This window comes from Pseudomonas sp. JV245A, assembly GCF_032424515.1.
In the GTDB taxonomy this organism is placed as follows: domain Bacteria; phylum Pseudomonadota; class Gammaproteobacteria; order Pseudomonadales; family Pseudomonadaceae; genus Aquipseudomonas; species Aquipseudomonas protegens.
In genome coordinates this window covers 1-19,884 of record NZ_VYKE01000075.1, presented here as the reverse complement: position 1 = coordinate 19,884, position 19,884 = coordinate 1, and the positions used below count along the sequence as shown (strand labels likewise).

The following is a 19,884-nucleotide window of genomic DNA, read 5'->3' as shown; positions in this document are numbered from 1 at the left end:
TCAGATCCCCAGTTCCTGGCGTTGGCGTTTCAAGTGCTCGGGCATGTCCTTGTAGACATCCTCGAACATGGTCGCGGCGCTGGGGATCTGGCCGCCGGCGAGGGTGCCGTACTGCTCGGCTTCCTTCTGGGCGGCGATGACCTGGGCTTCCAGCTCGGCACTGACCGCGGCGTGTTCCTCTTCGGACCACTGGCCGATCTTGATCAGGTGCTGCTTGAGACGGGCAATCGGATCGCCCAGGGGGAAGTGGCTCCAGTCGTCGGCCGGGCGGTACTTGGACGGGTCGTCGGAGGTGGAGTGCGGGCCGGCGCGGTAGGTGACCCACTCGATCAGGGTCGGGCCAAGGTTGCGGCGGGCACGTTCGGCGGCCCAGCGCGAGGCGGTGTAGACGGCGATGAAATCGTTGCCGTCGACCCGCAGGGAGGCGATGCCGCAGCCCACGCCGCGTCCGGCGAAGGTGGTGGCTTCACCGCCGGCGATGGCCTGGAAGGTGGAGATCGCCCACTGGTTGTTGACCACGTTGAGGATCACCGGTGCGCGGTAGACGTGGGCGAAGGTCAGGGCGGTGTGGAAGTCCGACTCGGCGGTGGCGCCGTCGCCGATCCAGGCCGAGGCGATCTTGGTATCGCCCTTGATCGCCGAGGCCATGCCCCAGCCCACGCCCTGCACGAACTGGGTCGCCAGGTTGCCGGAGATAGTAAAGAACCCGGATTCCTTCACCGAGTACATGATCGGCAGCTGGCGCCCCTTGAGCGGATCGCGCTCGTTGGACAGCAGTTGGCAGATCATCTCCACCAGCGGCACTTCCCGGGCCATCAGGATGCTTTGCTGGCGGTAGGTGGGGAAGCACATGTCGTCGATGTTCAACGCCAGGGCCTGGGCACTGCCGATGGCTTCCTCGCCCAGGCTCTGCATATAGAAGGACATCTTCTTCTGCCGTTGGGCGACCACCATGCGGTTGTCGAAGATCCGCGTCTTGAGCATGGCGCGCATGCCCTGGCGGAGGATCTCCACAGGCACGTCCGCGGCCCAGTCGCCCAGGGCGTTGCCCTGATCGTCGAGCACGCGGATCAGGCCACGGGCCAGGTCGGCGCAGTCGGCAGGTTCGATATCGATAGGAGGTTTGCGGGCCAGGCCGGCATCGTTCAGACGCAGGTAGGTGAAGTCGGTCTTGCAGCCGGGACGCCCCGAGGGCTCGGGAACGTGCAGGCGTAGCGGTGCATACGCTGGGGTCATGGCTTTCTACGCTCGATCTTGTGGATTTCTTGTAATTGGGCGCGCTAGCTGACAGTCATTCCCTGGGTAAGAGAAATCTTGTCCTACAAACATCATAGGCCGGGCGTAGAAGAATATTTATCTCTGTTTCATTGCGCTGGACGGTATTTGCAGATAAAAAATCTGCATAAACATAAAAAACAGGTTGTTTTGTCTCATGCGCAAACTGGACCGTACCGATATCGGCATTCTCAACAGTCTTCAGGAGAATGCCCGCATCACCAACGCTGACCTCGCCCGCTCGGTGAATCTTTCGCCCACCCCGTGCTTCAACCGGGTCAAGGCCATGGAGGAGCTGGGGCTGATCCGCGAGCAGGTGACCCTGCTGGATGCCGACCTGTTGGGGTTGCACGTCAATGTGTTCATCCACGTCAGCCTGGAGAAGCAGGTGGAAGAGGCCCTGCAGCACTTCGAGGAGGCCATCGCCGACCGCCCGGAGGTGATGGAGTGCTACCTGATGGCCGGTGATCCGGACTATCTGATCCGGGTGCTGGTGCCCAGCATCCAGTCCCTGGAACGCTTCATGATGGACTTCCTGACCAAGGTCCCCGGGGTGGCCAATATCCGTTCCAGCTTCGCCCTCAAGCAGGTGCGCTACAAGACCGCGCTGCCCTTGCCGGCCAACGGCCTGACCCTGGGCACCTGAGGTTCAGGCCGGGACCTCGCTCCACAGCTGTTGCAGTTGCTTGAAGTCCCAGGCCTCTTGCGCTTCCCGGGCGACGATGTGTTCCTCGCCCTGCAGCCGTGAAAGGTCCAGCACTCGTTGCGGCAGGGGCATCTTCGAGCGTGTGGAAAAGAACACCTTGACCTTGGGCAGCAGCAGCGACTCGCTGTTCTGCTCCAGGACCACCGCCAGCTTGCCGCTGTTCAGGCGCACCAGGGAACCCACCGGGTAGATGCCCACGCACTTGACCAGGGCCTGCAACACCCGCGGGCCGAAATGCCCGGTCCAGCCGGACATGCGCTGCAAGGCTTCGGCCGGGTCCCAGCCACGGTTGTAGGGGCGGGTCGAGGTCACGGCGTCATACACGTCGCAGACCGCGCCCATCTGTGCGAACAGACTGATCTGCTCCCCCGCCAGATGGTGCGGGTAGCCGCTGCCGTCGATCTTTTCGTGATGGTGCAGGCACACATCCAGCACCAGCGCGTCCAGCTGCGGGTTCTGGCGCAGGATGGCACCACCGGCGGCAGGGTGCAGCTTGACCCGCTCGAACTCGTCGGCGGAGAGTTTTTCCGGTTTGTTGAGGATGCTGTCGGGGATGGTCAGCTTGCCGATGTCGTGCAGCAGCCCGGCGACTCCGGCCTGGTGCACCTGCTCCACCGGCAGCTCCAGTTGCCGGGCCACCGCCACCATCAGCGCGCAGACCGCCACCGAGTGCATGTAGGTGTAGTCGTCGGCGGTCTTGAGCCGGGCCAGGCTGATCAGCACGTCGGGGTGGCGCAGCAGCGAGCTGGAGATGTTGTGCACCAGATCGTCCACCTGGACCAGCTCGATGGCCTGGCCCATGCGCACCTCCTGGAACATCTGCATCACCGCCTTCTTGGAGTGGGCGCAGATCTTCAGCGCACGCTGGATTTCCTCGGCCCGCTCGACCCGCAGCGGGGCTTCGCTCTTGAGCGGCGGCTGGGCGGCCGGCGCGCTGGGCTGCGGGTTCGCCGGCAGGTCCAGGCCCTTGTCCGAGTCGATCCACAGGCTGCTGACATTGGACTGGCGCAGGCGCTGCAGGTCGGCGTGGCTATTGAGCACGAAGCCGGCTTTCCAGAACGAATGGTCCAGCCACGAACCGCAGAACTGGTGGATATACATGCCCATCTGCAACTGCTGCACGGAAATGAGTTTGAGCACGGTCGAGCCCCCCACCTGATTCAGACCGGCCCGGGCGCCAAGAGGCGGCCCGGGCTGGCTGATCGATAACGCTCCTTGCCGTTACTTATCCTGAACCGCTTGACCGGTCGCGCCCGGTCAGAGGGAGAAGCGTGCCACCAGTTTGTTCAGACTGACCGCCAGTGACGACAGTTCACTGCTGGCGATGGAAGTCTGGCTGGCGGCGGACGAGCTTTGCAGCGACAGGTCGCGGATGCTCATCAGGTTCTGGTCCACCGAGCGTGCCACCTGGGCCTGTTCCTCCGAGGCGGTGGCGATCATCAGGTTGCGTTCGTTGATTTCGCTGATGGCCTGGGTGATATGACCGATGGCGGCGCCGGCCTCGTGGGCGATGGCCAGGGTCTGGCTGGCGTCCTCGCTGCTTTGCTGCATAGACAGCATAGCCTTGCTCGAACCGCTCTGGATGCCCTGGATCATCTGCTCGATCTCCTGGGTCGAGAGCTGGGTGCGGTGGGCGAGGGCGCGCACTTCATCGGCCACCACGGCGAAGCCGCGGCCCTGTTCCCCGGCCCGGGCGGCCTCGATCGCGGCGTTCAGGGCCAGCAGGTTGGTCTGCTCGGCAATGGCGCGGATTACATCCAGGACCTTGGTGATGTCCTGGGCCTGCTGGGCCAGGCCGGCCATTTCCAGCCGGGTGTGTTCCACGGTGCCGGTGAGTTTCTCGATGGAGTGGATGGTCTGCTCGACCCGCTCCTTGCCCAGCCCGGCCGAGCGCTCGGAGGCCTGGGTGGATTGCGAGGCGGACACCGCGTTGCGTGCCACTTCCTCCACCGCAGCGGTCATTTCATTGACCGCGGTGGCGGCCTGGTCGGTCTCCATGCTCTGTTGCTGGATGCCGGCGTTGGACTCGCGGGTGATGGCGCTCATTTCCTCGGCCGCGGAAGCCAGTTGGGTGGACGAATCGGCGATATGGCGGATGGTGGATTTCAGGCTGTCGAGCATGGCCTGGGTGGATTTCTGCAGGTCGGTCAGCTCGTCCTGGCCGCTGACGTCCACCTGGGCCCGCAAGTCGCCCTCGGCGATCTTCTGGGTGGTGGCCAGCAGCGACAGCACCGGGCGGATGATGCTGCGGGTGAACAGGGTGGCGATGAGGATCGTCAGGACAATCGCCAGGACGATGATCACCGAGGTCAGGGTCAGGCCGGTGTCGAACTGTTGGCCTGCCTGGTTGGCGGAGTGCTCGGCGCCGTTTTCGTTGATGGCGATCAGTGCCTCGATGGCGGACTGCAGGGTGTTGGCCAGGGGCACGGTGACCTGGTTGATGTAGTCGCTGGTCTGTTGCGCAGTGTTGGTCTTGCTGCTCTCGATCAGCACCGCCAGCTTGTCCAGGTAGTCCTGGGCGCCGCGCTTGACCTGATCAAAGGCGGTTTTTTCCTCGGCGCTGGAAACCAGCGGTTCGTAATCCTTGATGGCCTGGGCCAGGCTGGCCTTCAGGGTGCCCAGCTTGTCCAGGGAAGCGGCTTTCTGGGCATCGTTCTCAGTGGCGTAGTGCAGTGCTTCCAGGCGCACGCGCAAGGTGCCGGATTCGATTTTCGTGGCTTGCCTGACGCTGGGCAGCCAGTTGGTTTGCAGATCCAGTGCCGCGTCGTGAATCTGTCCCATTTTCCACAGTGCCAGCCCTCCCAGACCAATCAGCAGTACACAGATAGCGCCGAAACTCAGTAGCGCCCTGGAAGTCAGTTTCATGTTTCTTGTCACCATAAAGGCACCTTGCAGGTTGGAGTGATACCGCCAATTTTTTTCGACTCCTTGTCGCCTTGATAGCACTGTGACTCCAAAGAGATGAAAAATCTGTAGAGATGTAAAAAAATATTTCTCTGCGTGCATGGGGCTTCCATCCAGCGGCAGAGCCAAGGCAGGCAGCCGGGTAGCTTGACCTTCATCAACGCGCTTTTGGCGGTTTTGTAGCAAGCTGGGCGCCTCTCCAATTGCAAAGGAAAAGGCCCATGACTACGCCTCTGACAACGGCGCCCACGGCCAAGGCTGTATTACCGATTGGATTGCTGATCGCCGTGCTGGCGATGGTTGCCGTGCTGCTGTTGCCACTGCCCGCCGACCTGCCGGTGGCGGGGCACCGGATGCTGGCGATCCTGGCCTTTGCCGTGGTGGTGTGGATCAGCGAGGCGGTGTCCTACGAGGCCAGCGCGATCATGATCACGGCCTTGATGGCCTTCCTCATCGGCACCGCGCCCACCCTGCAGGACCCGAGCCAGCTCTATGGCAGCTCGGCGGCCATCGGCCTGGCCCTGACCGGGTTCTCCAACTCGGCCCTGGCCCTGGTGGCCGGAGCCTTGTTCATCGCCGCCGCCATGACCCACACCGGCCTCGACCGGCGCATCGCCCTGGTGACCCTGGCCCGGGTCGGCACCAGCACCCGGCGCATCCTTATCGGGGCCATTGCCGTGACCATCCTCCTCAGCCTGCTGGTGCCCAGCGCCACCGCGCGCAGTGCCTGCGTGGTGCCGATCATGATGGGGGTGATTGCCGCCTTCGGCGTCGACAAGCGCTCGAACATCGCCGCCGGGCTGATGATCGTCGTGGCCCAGGGCACCAGCATCTGGAACGTCGGGATCCAGACCGCCGCGGCGCAGAACCTGCTGACCGTAGGCTTCATGGACAAGATGCTCGGCCAGCGCGTGGCCTGGCTCGACTGGCTGATCGCCGGCGCGCCCTGGGCGGTGATCATGTCCCTGGTGCTGCTGTGGCTGGTGCTGAAACTGCTGCCGCCGGAAACCGACAGCATTCCCGGTGGCAAGGAAGCGGTGGCCCAGTCCCTGGCGGACATCGGCCCCATGACCGGGCCGCAGAAGCGCCTGCTGGCGGTGTCGGTGCTGCTGCTGTTGGCCTGGTCCACCGAAGGCAAGCTGCACCCCTTCGACACCACGACCACTACCTACGCCGGGCTGGTGATACTGCTGCTGCCGCGGATCGGCATCATGACCTGGAAGGATGTGCAGTCGCGCATTCCCTGGGGCACGGTGATCGTCTTCGGGGTCGGCATCAGCCTGGGGTCGGCGCTGCTCAGTACCCAGGCCGGGCAGTGGCTGGGGAGCCAGGTGGTGGCCCATACCGGCCTGGACCAGGTGGGGCCTTTGGCGGTGTTCGCGATTCTCGCGGCGTTCCTGATCCTCATCCACCTGGGGTTCGCCAGCGCCACGGCGCTGACTTCGGCCTTGCTGCCGATCCTGATCGCCGTGCTGCAGACCCTGCCGGGTGAGTTCAGCCGCCTGGGCATGACCATGCTCCTGGGCTTTGTGGTCAGCTACGGCTTCATCCTGCCGATCAACGCGCCGCAGAACATGGTCTGCCTGGGTACCGAGACCTTCAACGCGCGGCAGTTCGCCAAGGTCGGGCTGCTGGTGACGCTGATCGGCTACCTGCTGATGCTGGTGTTCGCCATGACCTGGTGGAAATGGCTGGGCTGGATTTAAGAAAAGTAAATCCCTTCACAGTGACCCGCTGAACACCCGGATCACGCTGCCGGCCAGGCGCACCTTGCCCTGGCCGTCCCAGCTCACCGTCACCGGCCCGCCATCGCACAGCACCCGCACCGGGCTGTCCAGCAGGCCGCGGCGGATGCCGTTGACTGCCGCTGCGCAGGAGCAGGAGCCGGAACCCAGGGGGATGGCGCCATTGCGCTCCCAGATGCGCAGGCGGATGGTCTGGCGGTCGATCACCTGGATGAAGTGCACATTGGTCTTGTGTGGAAACAGCGGGTCGCTCTCGATCTGTGGGCCCAGCGTGGCAATGTCCAGCGGTGCCAGATCGTCGACGAAAAAACTGCAATGGGGGTTGCCCATGCTGCACGCCGCCGGTGTTCCAGGCAGTGGCAGGTGCAGGCTGTCCAGCTCTCGGGCCAGGGGGATGGCCTGCCAGTCGAACGAAGGCAGGCCCATTTCCACCGACACCGACCGATCCTCAAGGCGCAGGCATTGCTGCAGGCCGCGGGCGGTTTTCACCTGCACCGAGGTGACGCCGCTTTCCTGCATCAGCAGGTCGGCGGCGCCCCGGGTGGCACTGCCGCAGGTGTCCAGGCTGGAACCATCGGCGTTGAAGAAGGTCAGTTGCGCCGCGCTGTCGCTGCAATCGCCGAGCACCACCAACTGATTGAAACCGATGCCACGCCGGCGGTCCCCCAGGGCCCTGGCCAGCTCGCGGGTGATCGGGTTGGTGCGGCCACGGGCATCGATCAGCACGAAGTCGTCACCATTGGCGTGCATCTTCACAAAGTTCAGCGGCATTCGGGCTCCAACAGGCGAGGGCAGGGAAGGGCGGGGGGCAGCGCATGCAGGATTCCGAAAAAAAGCCACCGACGCCAGCGCCTTAAAATAAAATTCATCCTGCAAGCCCGGGCATTGCCTGGGCGGCGGGATTTTCCGGCACACTGCCGGACCACCGGGAATATCGCCGACCGCCGCAACAGCGGCCGGCACAGCACAAGGTCATGGCATGGATCACTACGCCCCGCGCAACTGGCAGCCCCACGAAAAGCCCAGCTTGCCCGGCTCCCCCTCGACACCGTTGCACCCCACCCACAAGCGCCTGGCCTACGCGCTGGTGGGCTTGCTGGTGGCCATCACCGGTGGCCTGGGCAACTCGTTGGTGATCGCCAACCTGCCGTACCTGCAGGGGGCGCTGGGGGCGACCACCGCGGAAATGGCCTGGCTGCCGGCCGCCTACGTGATGACCAACGTGTCGATGAACCTGTTGCTGGTGAAGTTTCGCCAGCAGTTCGGCCTGCGCGCCTTCACCGAAGTGTTCCTGGTGCTCTACGCCCTGGTGACCTTCGGCCACCTGTTCGTCAACGACCTGAGCTCGGCCATCGCCGTGCGCGCGGCCCACGGCATGGTCGGCGCGGCGCTGAGCTCCCTGGGCCTGTACTACATGGTCCAGGCCTTCCCGGCGAAGTGGCGGCTCAAGGCCCTGGTGCTGGGGCTGGGCGCCTCGCAACTGGCCTTGCCCCTGGCCCGGCTGTTTTCCGAGGACCTGCTGCAGATCGCCGAATGGCGCGGCCTGTACCTGTTCGAACTGGGCCTGGCGCTGACCTCCCTGGGCTGCGTGTTCATGCTCAAGCTGCCGCCGGGGGATCGCTTCCGTACCTTCGAGAAACTCGATTTCCTGACCTTTGCCCTATTGGCCACTGGCGTGGCCCTGCTGTGCGCGGTGCTGTCCCTGGGGCGCATCGACTGGTGGCTGGAGGCGCCGTGGATCGGCTACGCCAGCGCCGCCTCGATCCTGCTGATCATGGCGGGGCTGTGCATCGAACATAACCGCAGCAACCCGATGCTGATGACCCGCTGGCTGGGCAGCGGGGCGATAATCCGCCTGGCCCTGGCAGTGATACTGATTCGCATGGTGCTGTCGGAACAGTCCACCGGCGCCGTAGGCTTTCTCCAGGCGCTGAACATGAGCAGCCAGCAGATGCGCATGCTCTACGGGGTGATGCTGCTGGGCAGCATTGCCGGGCTGGCCACCAGCGCCCTGACCATCAACCCGGCGCACCTGCTGATGCCACTGGTCATTTCCCTGGCGCTGATGGCCGTGGGGTCGGTAATGGACAGCTTTTCGAGCAACCTCACGCGCCCGGCCAACATGTACTTCAGCCAGTTCCTGCTGGCCTTCGGCGGTACGTTCTTTCTTGGCCCGACCATGGTCCTGGGCACCCGCAACGTGCTGACCAACCCGCGCAACCTGGTGAGCTTCTCGGTGCTGTTCGGCATCTGCCAGAACCTTGGCGGGCTGATCGGCTCGGCCTTGCTCGGGACCTTCCAGATCGTGCGCGAGAAGTACCATTCCAGCCATATCGTCGAGCAGTTGACTCTGCTCGATCCCCAGGTCCTGGCCCGGGTACAGAGCGGCGGGGCGGCCTACGGCAAGGTCATCGCCGACCCGGACCTGCGCACCCTGCAAGGCATACGCAGCCTGGCCACCGCGGCCACGCGCGAAGCCAACGTACTGGCCTATAACGATGTATTCATGCTGATCGCGGTGATTGCGGTACTGACCATGATCTGGATATTCATTCGCAGCCTGTGGCTGATGAGCACGACCCAAGCGGTCGCGCCTGCCGCCCCGGCTCCCGTTCAACAAAGTGGTGCCTCTTCTTCATGAGCGAAACCGTCAACCCCACCACCAACGCCATTGCCTCGACTCCCGAGCCCAGCGGCCCGCCGACCATGCCGGCCACCGAGCCACGGCCGCTGGCGGTGCGCATCATCTCGTCCCTGGGCTTTGCCGCCATCGCCATCGTTGGTGTGCTGATCGTGCTCTACGCCTGGCAACTGCCACCCTTCTCCAGCGCCATCGAAAGCACCGAGAACGCCCTGGTGCGGGGGCAGGTGACCATCATCGGCCCGCAGCTCAGTGGCTACGTGTTCGAAGTGCCGGTGCAGGACTTCCAGCAGGTCAAGGCCGGCGACCTGCTGGTGCGCCTTGACGACCGTATCTACCAGCAGCGCCTGGACCAGTCCCTGGCGCAACTGGCGGTGCAGAAGGCGGCCCTGGCCAATGCCCTGCAACAGCGCAACAGCGCCGAAGCCACCATCAAGCTGCGCCAGGCGGCCCTGGCCGACAGCCAGGCCCAGGCGCGCAAGAGCGCAGCCGACCTGCAACGCAACGAAGCACTGATTGCCGACGGCTCGGTGTCCCGGCGTGAACTGGACGTGACCCGCGCGGCCAATGCCCAGACCGTGGCCGCCGTGGCCCAGGCCCAGGCGCAACTGGAAATAGCCCGCCAGGACCTGCAGACCGTGATCGTCAACCGCGGCTCCCTGGAAGCGGCGGTGGCCAGCGCCGAAGCCGCGGTGGAACTGGCGCGGATCGATCTGTCCAACACCCGCATCCTCGCCCCGCGGGACGGCCAGCTGGGGCAGATCGGCGTGCGCCTGGGGGCCTACGTCAACTCCGGCGCCCAGCTCATGGCCCTGGTGCCGAACCAGCTGTGGGTGATTGCCAACATGAAGGAAACCCAGATGGACAACGTCCGGGTCGGGCAGCCGGTGAGCTTTACCGTGGACGCCCTGAACCACCGCAAATTCACCGGCAAGGTGCAGCGGATCTCCCCGGCCACCGGTTCCGAGTTCGCCTTGCTGCAGGCCGACAATGCCACCGGCAACTTCGTCAAGATTGCCCAGCGGGTGCCGGTGCGGATCACCGTCGACCCGGACCAGCCAGAGCTTGAACGCCTGCGCCCGGGGTTGTCGGTGGTGGTCAGCATTGATACCAGCCAATAGCCGACACAGCACCTCACGTAGGAGCCGGCTTGCCGGCGAAGGGGCCGGCAAGATTTGCACCGATGCTGCAAACGCCTTCGCTGGCAAGCCAGCTCCTACAAGGGCTGGGTTTTCCCAAGGCTCGATGCTTTGCGTAGGAGCCGGCTTGCCGGCGAAGCGGTCCGCAAGACTTGCGCCGATGTTGCGGGCGCTTTCGCTGGCAAGCCAGCGCCTACAAGGGCTGGTGGGGGATCGTTCAGATAACTTGCATCGGCGGCAAGGTGCCCAGCAACGAGACCGCCGCCACTGCGGCCACACCCAGCAGCCATTCCACCTGCACGCTGTTGCGCAGGCTCGACAGGCGCTGGTCGCAACCGCGGATTCGCAGGCGGTTGAACAGCGCCAGCCCCAGCATCCCCGCCACCAGCAGCACCTTGATCAGCAGGATCAGGGCAAAACCATTGAACAATGGAGTCGGCCACCATTGCCCGGTGAGCACCCGCACGTTGATCAGGCCGGTTAGCAGCAAGCCGGTTACCAGCCCATAACCCACGCCGCTGAAGCGCTTTAACAAGGGCTCGACAGACAGCCCGGCGGGTTGCCGCAACACCAGCAACAACACCAGCAAGCCCCCCAACCAGATGGCGACGCAGCTTAAATGCACGATCTGATTGAGGATCAGCATCTGCCCCGCCAACCCATCGAGCATGGCGCCGTGGCCCACCGGAGCCAGGGTTGCCAGGAGCAGGGCGCCCAGGCCCAGTTGCAGTGGCAGGCGCCGGCCCAGCGGGGTCAGCAGCAGGCCCAGCAACAGCAGGTTGAGCGACAGGTGCCAGCTCCACACCTGGCCGAAGAAGGTCTTGCCCAGCACCAACTGCACGGTCGCCGGGTCCAGCGCTGCCGGCCAGGAGCCGGCCATGCTGGCGGTGATCAGCAGCAACCAGCACAGGCCGCTGGCCAGGCCGATCAGCGTCAACCAGCGGCTGAGTCGATCGAGCTGTCGATGCACGGCGCCATGGCCGCTCTGCGCGGAATCTCGGCCCAGCAACAGCGGGCGAAACACCCAGGCGCCCACCAGGGTCAACACCACCGCAAAGTGCACGAAGCGGCACAGCACCAGCCATGACGCCATGGATTACTGGCTCACCTTGAAGCTGTAGCTGCCTTCGCTCTTGTGGGTATCCACCGACACGGCGTGCCATTCCACCTTGTACTCGCCGGCGCGCAGCGGCGTGGCGGCCGGGGTGACCACCAGGGTCTTCTTGTCCGCGCCTTCGGTGGCGACGCTTTTGACCTCCACCGGGGCGCCGTCCTTGCTCAGCTTGACCTGGGTGAAGGCCGCTTCCACGCCCTCGGTGAATACAAGACGCAGCTCGCTGGGCGCGCTGACACTGCCTTGGGCCGGCGGGGTCGAGCTTTTCAGGTGGGCGTGGGCGAACACCGAACTGGCGGCCAGCAGGGAGGTCAGCAGGGCGGTGGTGGTGAAGAGGTTTTTCAGGGACATGGCAGGTTTACCTTTAAAGAGAATGGGGCTCATTGGTCTTGCAACTGCATGTGAATGATCGGAAACGGCCGGCCTTCACCGTCGGTTTCCGAACGACCGCAGTCGACGAAGCCGTAGCGACGGTAGAAACCATGGGCCTGGGGGTTCTGTTCGTTGACGTCGACCTTGAGGCCGGGACGGCGTACGTGATCCAGGAGCTTTCGACCGATGCCCTGGCCCCGTTGGGCCGGTTCGATGAACAGCATTTGTACCGTGTCGTCGCTGGTGGCGATAAAACCGCCGGGGCTGGCGCCGGGGTTCTCCCAGACCCAGGCCTCAAGGGCCGGCAGGTAGCTGTCGCGTACCAGCGGGTACAGGCGCTGGATATCGTCTTCAGCGATAAAGTCATGGGTGGCGCGGACCGAACGCTCCCAGAGCGCGGTCAGCAGGGCGTCGTCCGCAGCGACGCGAGGGCGAATCTTCATGAGCATGTTCCATCGGTAACAGGACAGATGGCCGGCGATGGTGCAGGGCCGGCATTCGGGCAGAGACCTGTATGCCCGTGTCGCGAATTAACGCCTGGACGGAGCACCGCAGTGGCTGCTGCAAATGAGCGGGAGGCCGATCCTACCCAATATGGCCGGGTGGTGAAAGACCGACGCAGGCCGGCGATGTCGCAGGCTTGACAGCTCCCCGCAGCGGGCGGGCGAATGCTAGTCTTGCCCCAGACTGTTTTCGTAGGAGCCCTCATGGGCAATCACAAGATCGAGATTCGTCGCAGCAACGTGGGAAAGATCCTCCTGGGTGCCGAGAAAATCTTCGCTGAAAAGGGCTATGCCGGCACCGCCATGGCCGACATCGCCGAAGAAGTGCAACTGCCGCGCTCCAACCTGCATTACTACTTCAGCACCAAGAACGAGCTGTACAGCGCTGTGCTCCTGGACCTGCTGGATGTGTGGAAACAGGACGCATTGTGCTTCGAGATGTTCGATGACCCGCGGGTGGTGCTCAGCAGCTACATCCGCGCCAAGATGCAGCATTCACGCAGCCGGCCCTATGGCTCCAAGGTCTGGGCCAACGAAATCATGCACGGCGCCCCGACCCTGGGCGAGACCCTGGATGCCAGCCTGTACGACTGGGCGAAGATGAAGGAAGCGAAGATCCGCCAGTGGGTGGAGGACGGGCGGATCCTGCCGGTGGAGCCGTCGAGCCTGCTGTACATGATCTGGGCCTCGACCCAGCACTATGCCGACTTCGATCATCAAGTGATGATCCTCAACGACCATCAACCTTTATCGGATTTGCAATTTGAACGCGCAGTCCAGACCGTCACCAGCGTCATCCTGCGCGGCATCGGCCTGGAACCCTGAACCTGCATCGCCGCTTCCCGTAGGAGCTGGCTTGCCAGCGAAGGGGCCCGCAAGACCGCCTTCGCCGGCAAGCCGGCTCCTACAGAACCTCCCGCGATATTCCTGCCAGCCGTAGGAGCTGGCTTGCCAACGAAGAGGCCCGCAAGACCACCTTCGCCGGCAAGAGCAGGCCTCTCTCTCAAACAGCTTCGCGGTAGGGGTTGCGCGGGTCGTGCAGCCAGTCGAGGAACGGTTTGCCCGTGTCCTGGGGCACCATCTCGATGCAGTCCTGCACCGGGCAGGTGATCTGGCACAGGTTGCAGCCCACGCATTCGTCGTCGATCACTTCATATACATGGCTGCCATCGGCTTGCCGGAGGCTGGCAATCGCCTGGTGCGAGGTGTCTTCGCAGGCGATATGGCAGCGGCCGCAGCCAATGCAGGCCTGCTGGTCGATCCTGGCGATCACCTGGTAGTTGATGTCCAGGTACTTCCAGTCGGTGGTGTTGCCCACCGCGCGCCCGGAGAAGTCCTGCAGGCTGTGGTAGCCCTGGCTGTCCATCCACCGCGACAGCCCATCCTTCATTTCCTCGACGATGCGAAAGCCATGCAGCATCGCCGCCGTGCACACCTGCACCGCGCCGCAGCCCAGGGCGACGAACTCCGCCGCATCGCGCCAGCTGCCGATGCCGCCGATGCCACAGATCGGCAGGCCGCGGGTCTGCGGATCGCGGGCAATTTCCGCGACCATGTTCAGGGCGATCGGCTTGACCGCCGAGCCGCAATAACCGCCGTGGGTGCTCTGGCTGCCCACCATGGGGTGGGCCACCATGCGCTCCAGGTCGACGCTGGTGATGGAGTTGATGGTGTTGATCAGCGACACCGCGTCCGCCCCGCCACGATGGGCGGCGCGGGCGGCCATGCGAATGTCGGTGATGTTCGGCGTCAGCTTGACGATCACCGGCAGCGAGCAGTAGGTCTTGCACCAGCGGGTCACCTGCTCGACATACTCCGGCACCTGGCCCACCGCCGCGCCCATGCCCCGTTCCGGCATGCCGTGGGGGCAGCCGAAGTTCAGTTCGATGCCGTCGGCACCGGTGGCTTCCACCAGCGGCAGGATGGCTTTCCACGACTCTTCGACGCAGGGCACCATCAGCGAGACGATCAGCGCCCGATCCGGCCAGTCCTTCTTCACCTGGGTGATTTCCTTGAGGTTGATCTCCAGGGAGCGGTCGGTGATCAGCTCGATGTTGTTGATCCCCATGACCTCGCGGTTGGGCCCGAAGTGCGCCGAGTAGCGCGACGACACGTTGACCGCCGCCGGGTCTTCACCCAGGGTTTTCCAGACCACACCGCCCCAGCCGGCCTCGAACGCGCGGACCACGTTGTAGGCCTTGTCGGTGGGCGGCGCGGAGGCCAGCCAGAACGGGTTGGGCGCCTTGATACCAGCGAAGACAATCGACAGATCGGCCATTTATGCCGCCTCCTGGTTGAGCATCAGTCGGGCATGCATGGCTTCTGCGGCCAGCTTGCCGTGTTGTACCGCCTGCACGGTGAGGTCCTGGCCGAGGCTGACGCAGTCGCCGCCGGCGTAGACTCCGGGAATGCTGGTGCGCAGGTGTTCGTCCACCTGGATACGTTCGCCGCTGCGTTGCAGCTCCCGGGCCAGCGGGTCGCTCAGAGCTGTAGCGTCGAAGCTCTGGCCGATGGCCTTGAAGATCGCATCGGCGGCCAGTTCGAAGGTGTCGCCGGTGGTTTGCAGGCGGCCTTCCACCATGCGGGTAAGGGCGAAGCGCATGCCGCGCACCCGGCCCTGGTCATCCAGCAGCACCTGTTGCGGCGCGGCCCAGGTCAGCAGGCGCACCTGATTGGCCTTGGCGATGTCCTGTTCATGCTCGGTGGCGCCCATGTCCTCGACGCCCCGGCGGTACACCAGGTTGACGTCACTGGCACCCAGGCGCGCCATCTGCACCGCCATGTCGATGGCGGTATTGCCAGCGCCGAGCACGATGCAGCGCTCGGCCAGGGGCAGTTGGCTGAGGTCGTCGGCCTGGCGCAATTCGCGAATGTAGTCGGTGGCGGCCAGCAGCCCGGGGGCGTCTTCATGCTCCAGCCCCAGTTGCTTGCTGGCGGCCAGCCCGAGGCCGAGGAACACCGCGTCGAACTGCTGGTGCAGCTCGGTCAGGCTCAGGTTGGCGCCGAGTTTGTGCCCGTGGCGGATCTCGATGCCGCCAACGCCCAGTAGAAACTCCAGCTCCTGCTGGGCGAAGTCATCCACCAGCTTGTACTTGGCGATCCCGTATTCGTTGAGGCCGCCAGCCTTGTCCCGGGCTTCGAAAATCACCACCTCATGGCCGTGCAGGGCGCAGCGGTGGGCGCAGGACAAACCCGCCGGGCCGGCGCCGACCACGGCAATGCGCTTGCCGGTGGGCGCGGCGCGCTGGAACGGGTGCTGGGTGAAGTGCGCGTTGTCCACGGCATAGCGCTGCAACAGGCCGATCAGCACCGGCGCGCACTCCTGGGCGTTGTTGCGCACGCAGGCCTGCTGGCAGAGGATTTCCGTGGGGCAGACCCGGGCGCAGCTGCCGCCGAGGATGTTGGCCGAGAGAATCTTCTGCGCCGCACCCTGGACGTTGTCGGTGTGGATATTGCGGATGAACGAAGGAATGTCGATCTCGCTGGGGCAGGCGTTGACGCAGGGCGCGTCGTAGCAATACAGGCAGCGCGAAGCTTCCAGGTGGGCCTGGCGGGCGTTGAGCGGCGGCGCCAGGTCGCTGAAGTGGCCGGCCAGGGTGGCGTTGTCCAGGGTCGGGTGGGGCAAGTGGTTCAAGGTCTTGATCACGGTTTTGGCCTCACGGTTCGTTTCTTGGTTGCCTCTGACGGGCATTTTCTATAGCTGGGATCACCCATATCCGTAGGAGCCGGCTTGCCGGCGAATAGGCCTTTGACTCTTACAAGGGATTTGCGGGCGCCTTCGCTGGCAAGCCAGCTCCTACAGGGGGCATGGGTTTCTGTAGGAGCGAGCTTGCTCGCGATAGGGGGGCAACGCCCCCCTCCCGGGATCAGCGTTTAACCGCCGTCGGCTGATGCCGCTCGGCGCGCTTGCTCAAGAGGTCGAACACCGCCGGGTAGGCCGGGCGTTCGATGTAGCGCCCGGCACCGCGTTCGGCCCGCAGGTCGCCGTCGGCCCACACCAGCTTGCCCTGGCTGATGGTGTGGCTGGGCACGCCGCGCACGGTCTTGCCTTCGAAGATGTTGAAGTCCACCTGCTGGTGGTGGGTCTTGGCGGAAATGGTGCGGCTGCCTTGCGGGTCCCAGAGCACCAGGTCGGCGTCGGCGCCGACGCGGATCGCGCCCTTGCGCGGGTAGAGGTTGAAGATCTTCGCGGTGTTGGTGGAGGTCAGGGCGACGAATTCCTGCATCGACAGGCGCCCGGTATTCACCCCTTCATCCCACAGCACCGCCATGCGGTCCTCGATGCCGGCGGTGCCGTTGGGGATCTTGCTGAAATCATCGCGGCCGGCGGCTTTCTGTTCGGCGCAGAAGCAGCAGTGGTCGGTGGCGGTGGTGTGCAGGTTGCCCGATTGCAGGCCGCGCCACAGGGCCTCCTGATGGCCACGGGGGCGGAAGGGCGGGCTCATCACGTAGCCGGCGGCGGTTTGCCAGTCCGGGTCGCGGTACACGCTGTCGTCCAGCAGCAGGTGCCCGGCCAGCACTTCACCGTAGACCGGCTGGCCCTTGCCCCGGGCATAGCTGATTTCGTCCAGGGCTTCCTGGGTCGAGACGTGCACCAGGTACAGCGGCGTGCCCAGGGTCTCGGCGATGCGAATGGCCCGGCTGGCGGCTTCGCCTTCGACTTGCGAAGGCCGCGACAACGGGTGGGCTTCCGGCCCGGTAATGCCCTGGGCCAGCAGCTTGCGTTGCAGGTGATACACCAGCTCGCCGTTTTCCGCGTGCACCGTGGGTACCGCCCCCAGTTCCAGGCAGCGCTCGAAGCTCGCCACCAGGGTGTCGTCGGCGGCCATGATGGCGTTCTTGTAGGCCATGAAGTGCTTGAAGCTGTTGATGCCGTGGTGCTGCACCAGCTCGGCCATTTCCTCGCGCACCTGCTCGCTCCACCAGGTAATGGCCACGTGGAAGCCGTAGTCGCTGGCGGATTTTTCCGCCCAGCCGCGCCACTGCTGGAAGGCCTCCAGCAACGACTGCTGGGGGTTGGGAATCACGAAGTCGATGATCGAGGTGGTGCCCCCCGCCAGACCCGCCGCCGTGCCGCTGAAGAAGTCTTCGCTGGCCACGGTGCCCATGAAGGGCAGTTGCATGTGGGTATGGGGGTCGATGCCGCCGGGCATCAAGTATTGGCCGCTGCCATCGAGCACTTCGCAACCGACGGGAATATCCAGATTGTTGCCGATGGCGCGAATTAGACCGTCTGCGCAGAGCACATCGGCTTTATAACTTTCATCATGGGTAATAACGGTGGCGCCACGGATAAACAGAGACATTCCGAGTTCCTCGCAGGCATGACCGACTGCTGTCGGTTCTAACTTTTTTATTGAACGCACTGACAACTTAAACAATCCTGTCAGCGGTGACAGGATTAGAAGCTAGTCGCACTTCAAAGAAACAGCAAGAATATTTTTTATAAGCTTATATTCAATATAACTTGTTGAAATTTAACGATTAAAAGTTCAAATCTGCAAAATGGTGCAGCCTCTCACCATTTTGACGCACTTGACAGGATCAAAAAATAGTCGAGATTTCCTATGTCAAATCAGCTGCTTGAGGAGGCGCTGGGAAGACCAGGAAATAACTAGAAAAATAACCGTGCACTGCTTTGGGTCCTGATCGAATGGACAACTTGCCAAACACCCGGCCTGAGTGGATTGGCAACTAACCAGGGGCTTGAAAGTTGCTTGCATAAAACCCAATGACATCAGTTGTTTACATGGATTCCGCCAACCGTGCAGCAACGACCGCGCAAGTACTTGGCATCTTTATTGAGTGCCGCCGCAGGTCGATGTGCCGGAGGGTGGAAGTCGTAAGTTCTCCGGCCATCGTCCGGCGCGCTGTCCCTTGGTGCGCCGGCCTGATGAGCAAAATAATCAGAACAACAGTGGAGCGGCCATGCAACAGATCAGATCCCAGGTGACCGAGCGCGCCGGCTTGTACGAGCTGGACGCCGGCAGCGACGTACTCGACAGCCCCCGTTACAACCACGACATCGCACCGACCAAGGTCCAGGAACGCACCTGGAACAAATGGCACATCACCGCACTGTGGATCGGCATGTCGATCTGCGTGCCCACCTACACTCTGGGCGGGGTGCTCACCGCCTACTTCGGCCTCAGTGTCGGCGAGGCGCTGCTGGCGATCCTGCTGGCCAATATCGTGGTGCTGGTGCCCCTGACCCTCAACGCCTTTGCCGGCACCAAGTACGGCATTCCGTTCCCGGTGCTGCTGCGCTCCTCGTTCGGCATCATCGGCTCCAACGTACCGTGCCTGATCCGCGCCCTGGTGGCCTGCGGCTGGTTCGGCATCCAGACCATGTTCGGCGGGCTGGCGATCCACCTGTTCCTGGGCTCGATCTTCGAGGGCTGGAAGGCCCTGGGCGGCACCGGCGAGGTGATCGGCTTCATGATTTTCTGGACCCTCAACCTGTGGGTGGTGCTGCGCGGCGCCGAGTCGATCAAGTGGCTGGAAACCCTGTCCGCGCCGCTGCTGGTGGCGGTGGGCATCGGCCTGCTGGTGTGGGCCTTGCCCAGCGTGTCGCTGACTGAGCTGTTGGCGATCCCGCCCAAGCGCCCCGAGGGCGCCAGCGTCACCGGCTACTTCATGGCCGGGCTCACGGCGATGGTGGGTTTCTGGGCCACCTTGTCGCTGAATATTCCCGACTTTAGCCGCTACGCGAAAAGCCAGAAGGACCAGATCCTCGGGCAGATCTTCGGCCTGCCGCTGACCATGTTCCTGTTCGCCGCCCTGGGGGTGGTGATGACCGCCGCCTCGGTGAAACTGGTGGGCGTGACCGTCTCCGATCCGGTGAGCCTGATCGGCCACATCCAGAGCCCGGGCTGGGTGGCCCTGGCCATGGCGCTGATCATCATCGCCACCTTGTCCACCAACACCGCGGCCAACATCGTCTCGCCCACCAACGACTTCCAGAACCTGGCGCCCAAGCTGATCGGCCGCACCACCGCTGTGATCCTCACCGGCCTGGTGGGGCTGGCGCTGATGGGCCACGAGTTGCTGAAAAAACTCGGCCTGCTGATTTCCGACGTCAGCCTGGAGACCGTGTATTCCAACTGGCTGCTGGGTTACTCCAGCCTGCTGGGGCCGATTGCCGGGATCATGGTGGTGGACTACTTCATCATCAAGAAACAGCGCCTGGACCTGGCCGGCCTGTACCGCGACGACGTCTACCCGGCGTGGAACTGGCACGGTTTCATCGCCTTCGGCGTACCGGTGGCCCTGACCCTGATGTCCCTGGGCAGCAGCGCCTTCAACTGGTTCTACAGCTACGGCTGGTTCACCGGCTCGGCCCTGGGCGGGTTGATCTACTACGGCCTGTGCAGCTTGCGCAGCCCCCAGGTGGCGACCGCCAAGACCCCAACATGAACACCCAGCCAGCGTGCTCGCGGGCACCACCCCCGTCCCGTAGGAGCTGGCTTGCCAGCGAAGGCGTCG

16 protein-coding genes are annotated in these 19,884 nt (G+C 64.1%); 6 read left to right on the top strand and 10 right to left on the bottom strand.

Annotated elements, in window-relative coordinates; all coding sequences use genetic code 11:
- A complete protein-coding gene (locus tag F6S12_RS19470) occupies nt 1-1,236 on the bottom strand; it encodes a 3-methyl-2-oxobutanoate dehydrogenase (2-methylpropanoyl-transferring) subunit alpha (protein ID WP_065363800.1) in 1,236 nt (411 codons plus the stop codon).
- A 196-nt stretch (nt 1,237-1,432) separates the two neighbouring features.
- Here F6S12_RS19470 and bkdR point away from each other — a divergent pair, with 196 nt between their 5' ends.
- Nucleotides 1,433-1,921, top strand: a complete 489-nt coding sequence (gene bkdR, locus F6S12_RS19465) for a Bkd operon transcriptional regulator BkdR (protein WP_011060831.1) — start codon at nt 1,433-1,435, stop codon at nt 1,919-1,921.
- A 3-nt stretch (nt 1,922-1,924) separates the two neighbouring features.
- On the opposite strand, the gene F6S12_RS19460 is transcribed toward bkdR, so the two are convergent.
- The gene (locus F6S12_RS19460) at nt 1,925-3,121 is read right to left on the bottom strand and encodes an HD-GYP domain-containing protein (RefSeq protein ID WP_169893738.1); all 1,197 of its coding nucleotides are present in this window, start codon (nt 3,119-3,121) and stop codon (nt 1,925-1,927) included.
- Nucleotides 3,122-3,238: 117 nt separating this feature from the next.
- Nucleotides 3,239-4,846 (bottom strand): methyl-accepting chemotaxis protein, encoded by a 1,608-nt coding sequence (locus tag F6S12_RS19455; protein WP_405046080.1) that lies wholly within the window; start codon nt 4,844-4,846, stop codon nt 3,239-3,241.
- A gap of 260 nt (nt 4,847-5,106) precedes the next feature.
- On the opposite strand from F6S12_RS19455, the gene F6S12_RS19450 reads away from it, so the two are divergent.
- Nucleotides 5,107-6,591, top strand: coding sequence for a DASS family sodium-coupled anion symporter (locus tag F6S12_RS19450; protein WP_315869227.1), 1,485 nt, complete (start codon nt 5,107-5,109; stop codon nt 6,589-6,591).
- 15 nt (nt 6,592-6,606) lie between these two features.
- Here F6S12_RS19450 and dapF read toward each other — a convergent pair whose 3' ends face one another.
- Entirely contained in the window at nt 6,607-7,401 is a 795-nt protein-coding gene (gene dapF / locus F6S12_RS19445) for a diaminopimelate epimerase (protein WP_315869226.1), read from the bottom strand.
- 208 nt (nt 7,402-7,609) lie between these two features.
- On the opposite strand from dapF, the gene F6S12_RS19440 reads away from it, so the two are divergent.
- Both F6S12_RS19440 and F6S12_RS19435 read left to right on the top strand, forming a co-directional pair.
- Nucleotides 7,610-9,271, top strand: coding sequence for an MFS transporter (locus F6S12_RS19440; protein WP_011060836.1), 1,662 nt, complete (start codon nt 7,610-7,612; stop codon nt 9,269-9,271).
- The gene (locus F6S12_RS19435) at nt 9,268-10,392 is read left to right on the top strand and encodes an HlyD family secretion protein (RefSeq protein ID WP_019094312.1); all 1,125 of its coding nucleotides are present in this window, start codon (nt 9,268-9,270) and stop codon (nt 10,390-10,392) included. Before F6S12_RS19440 ends, F6S12_RS19435 begins: the two co-directional genes overlap by 4 nt.
- A gap of 235 nt (nt 10,393-10,627) precedes the next feature.
- Here F6S12_RS19435 and copD read toward each other — a convergent pair whose 3' ends face one another.
- The 3 genes from copD to F6S12_RS19420 are packed head-to-tail and all read right to left on the bottom strand — an operon-like array spanning nt 10,628 to nt 12,339.
- Nucleotides 10,628-11,503 carry a copper homeostasis membrane protein CopD gene (gene copD / locus F6S12_RS19430; RefSeq protein ID WP_315869225.1) on the bottom strand — a complete coding sequence of 292 codons (876 nt, stop codon included), beginning with the start codon at nt 11,501-11,503 and terminating at the stop codon, nt 10,628-10,630.
- Between the two features lie 3 nt (nt 11,504-11,506).
- Entirely contained in the window at nt 11,507-11,875 is a 369-nt protein-coding gene (copC, locus tag F6S12_RS19425) for a copper homeostasis periplasmic binding protein CopC (protein ID WP_125063729.1), read from the bottom strand.
- A gap of 29 nt (nt 11,876-11,904) precedes the next feature.
- On the bottom strand, nt 11,905-12,339 hold the full coding sequence (locus tag F6S12_RS19420; protein ID WP_315869224.1) for a GNAT family N-acetyltransferase: 435 nt from the start codon (nt 12,337-12,339) through the stop codon (nt 11,905-11,907).
- A gap of 264 nt (nt 12,340-12,603) precedes the next feature.
- On the opposite strand from F6S12_RS19420, the gene F6S12_RS19415 reads away from it, so the two are divergent.
- Nucleotides 12,604-13,224, top strand: a complete 621-nt coding sequence (locus F6S12_RS19415) for a TetR/AcrR family transcriptional regulator (RefSeq protein ID WP_183000491.1) — start codon at nt 12,604-12,606, stop codon at nt 13,222-13,224.
- A gap of 178 nt (nt 13,225-13,402) precedes the next feature.
- Here F6S12_RS19415 and preA read toward each other — a convergent pair whose 3' ends face one another.
- The 3 genes from preA to hydA form a co-directional block, all read right to left on the bottom strand.
- Nucleotides 13,403-14,677: an NAD-dependent dihydropyrimidine dehydrogenase subunit PreA gene (gene preA / locus F6S12_RS19410; RefSeq protein ID WP_194237802.1), complete on the bottom strand. Its 1,275-nt coding sequence runs from the start codon at nt 14,675-14,677 to the stop codon at nt 13,403-13,405.
- Nucleotides 14,678-16,045 (bottom strand): NAD(P)-dependent oxidoreductase, encoded by a 1,368-nt coding sequence (locus F6S12_RS19405; RefSeq protein WP_315869223.1) that lies wholly within the window; start codon nt 16,043-16,045, stop codon nt 14,678-14,680. It abuts the gene before it with no gap.
- A 220-nt stretch (nt 16,046-16,265) separates the two neighbouring features.
- Nucleotides 16,266-17,705 carry a dihydropyrimidinase gene (gene hydA / locus F6S12_RS19400; protein ID WP_194237804.1) on the bottom strand — a complete coding sequence of 480 codons (1,440 nt, stop codon included), beginning with the start codon at nt 17,703-17,705 and terminating at the stop codon, nt 16,266-16,268.
- 622 nt (nt 17,706-18,327) lie between these two features.
- On the opposite strand from hydA, the gene F6S12_RS19395 reads away from it, so the two are divergent.
- A complete protein-coding gene (locus F6S12_RS19395) occupies nt 18,328-19,815 on the top strand; it encodes an NCS1 family nucleobase:cation symporter-1 (protein WP_019094042.1) in 1,488 nt (495 codons plus the stop codon).
- The last annotated feature ends 69 nt before the right edge of the window (nt 19,816-19,884 follow it).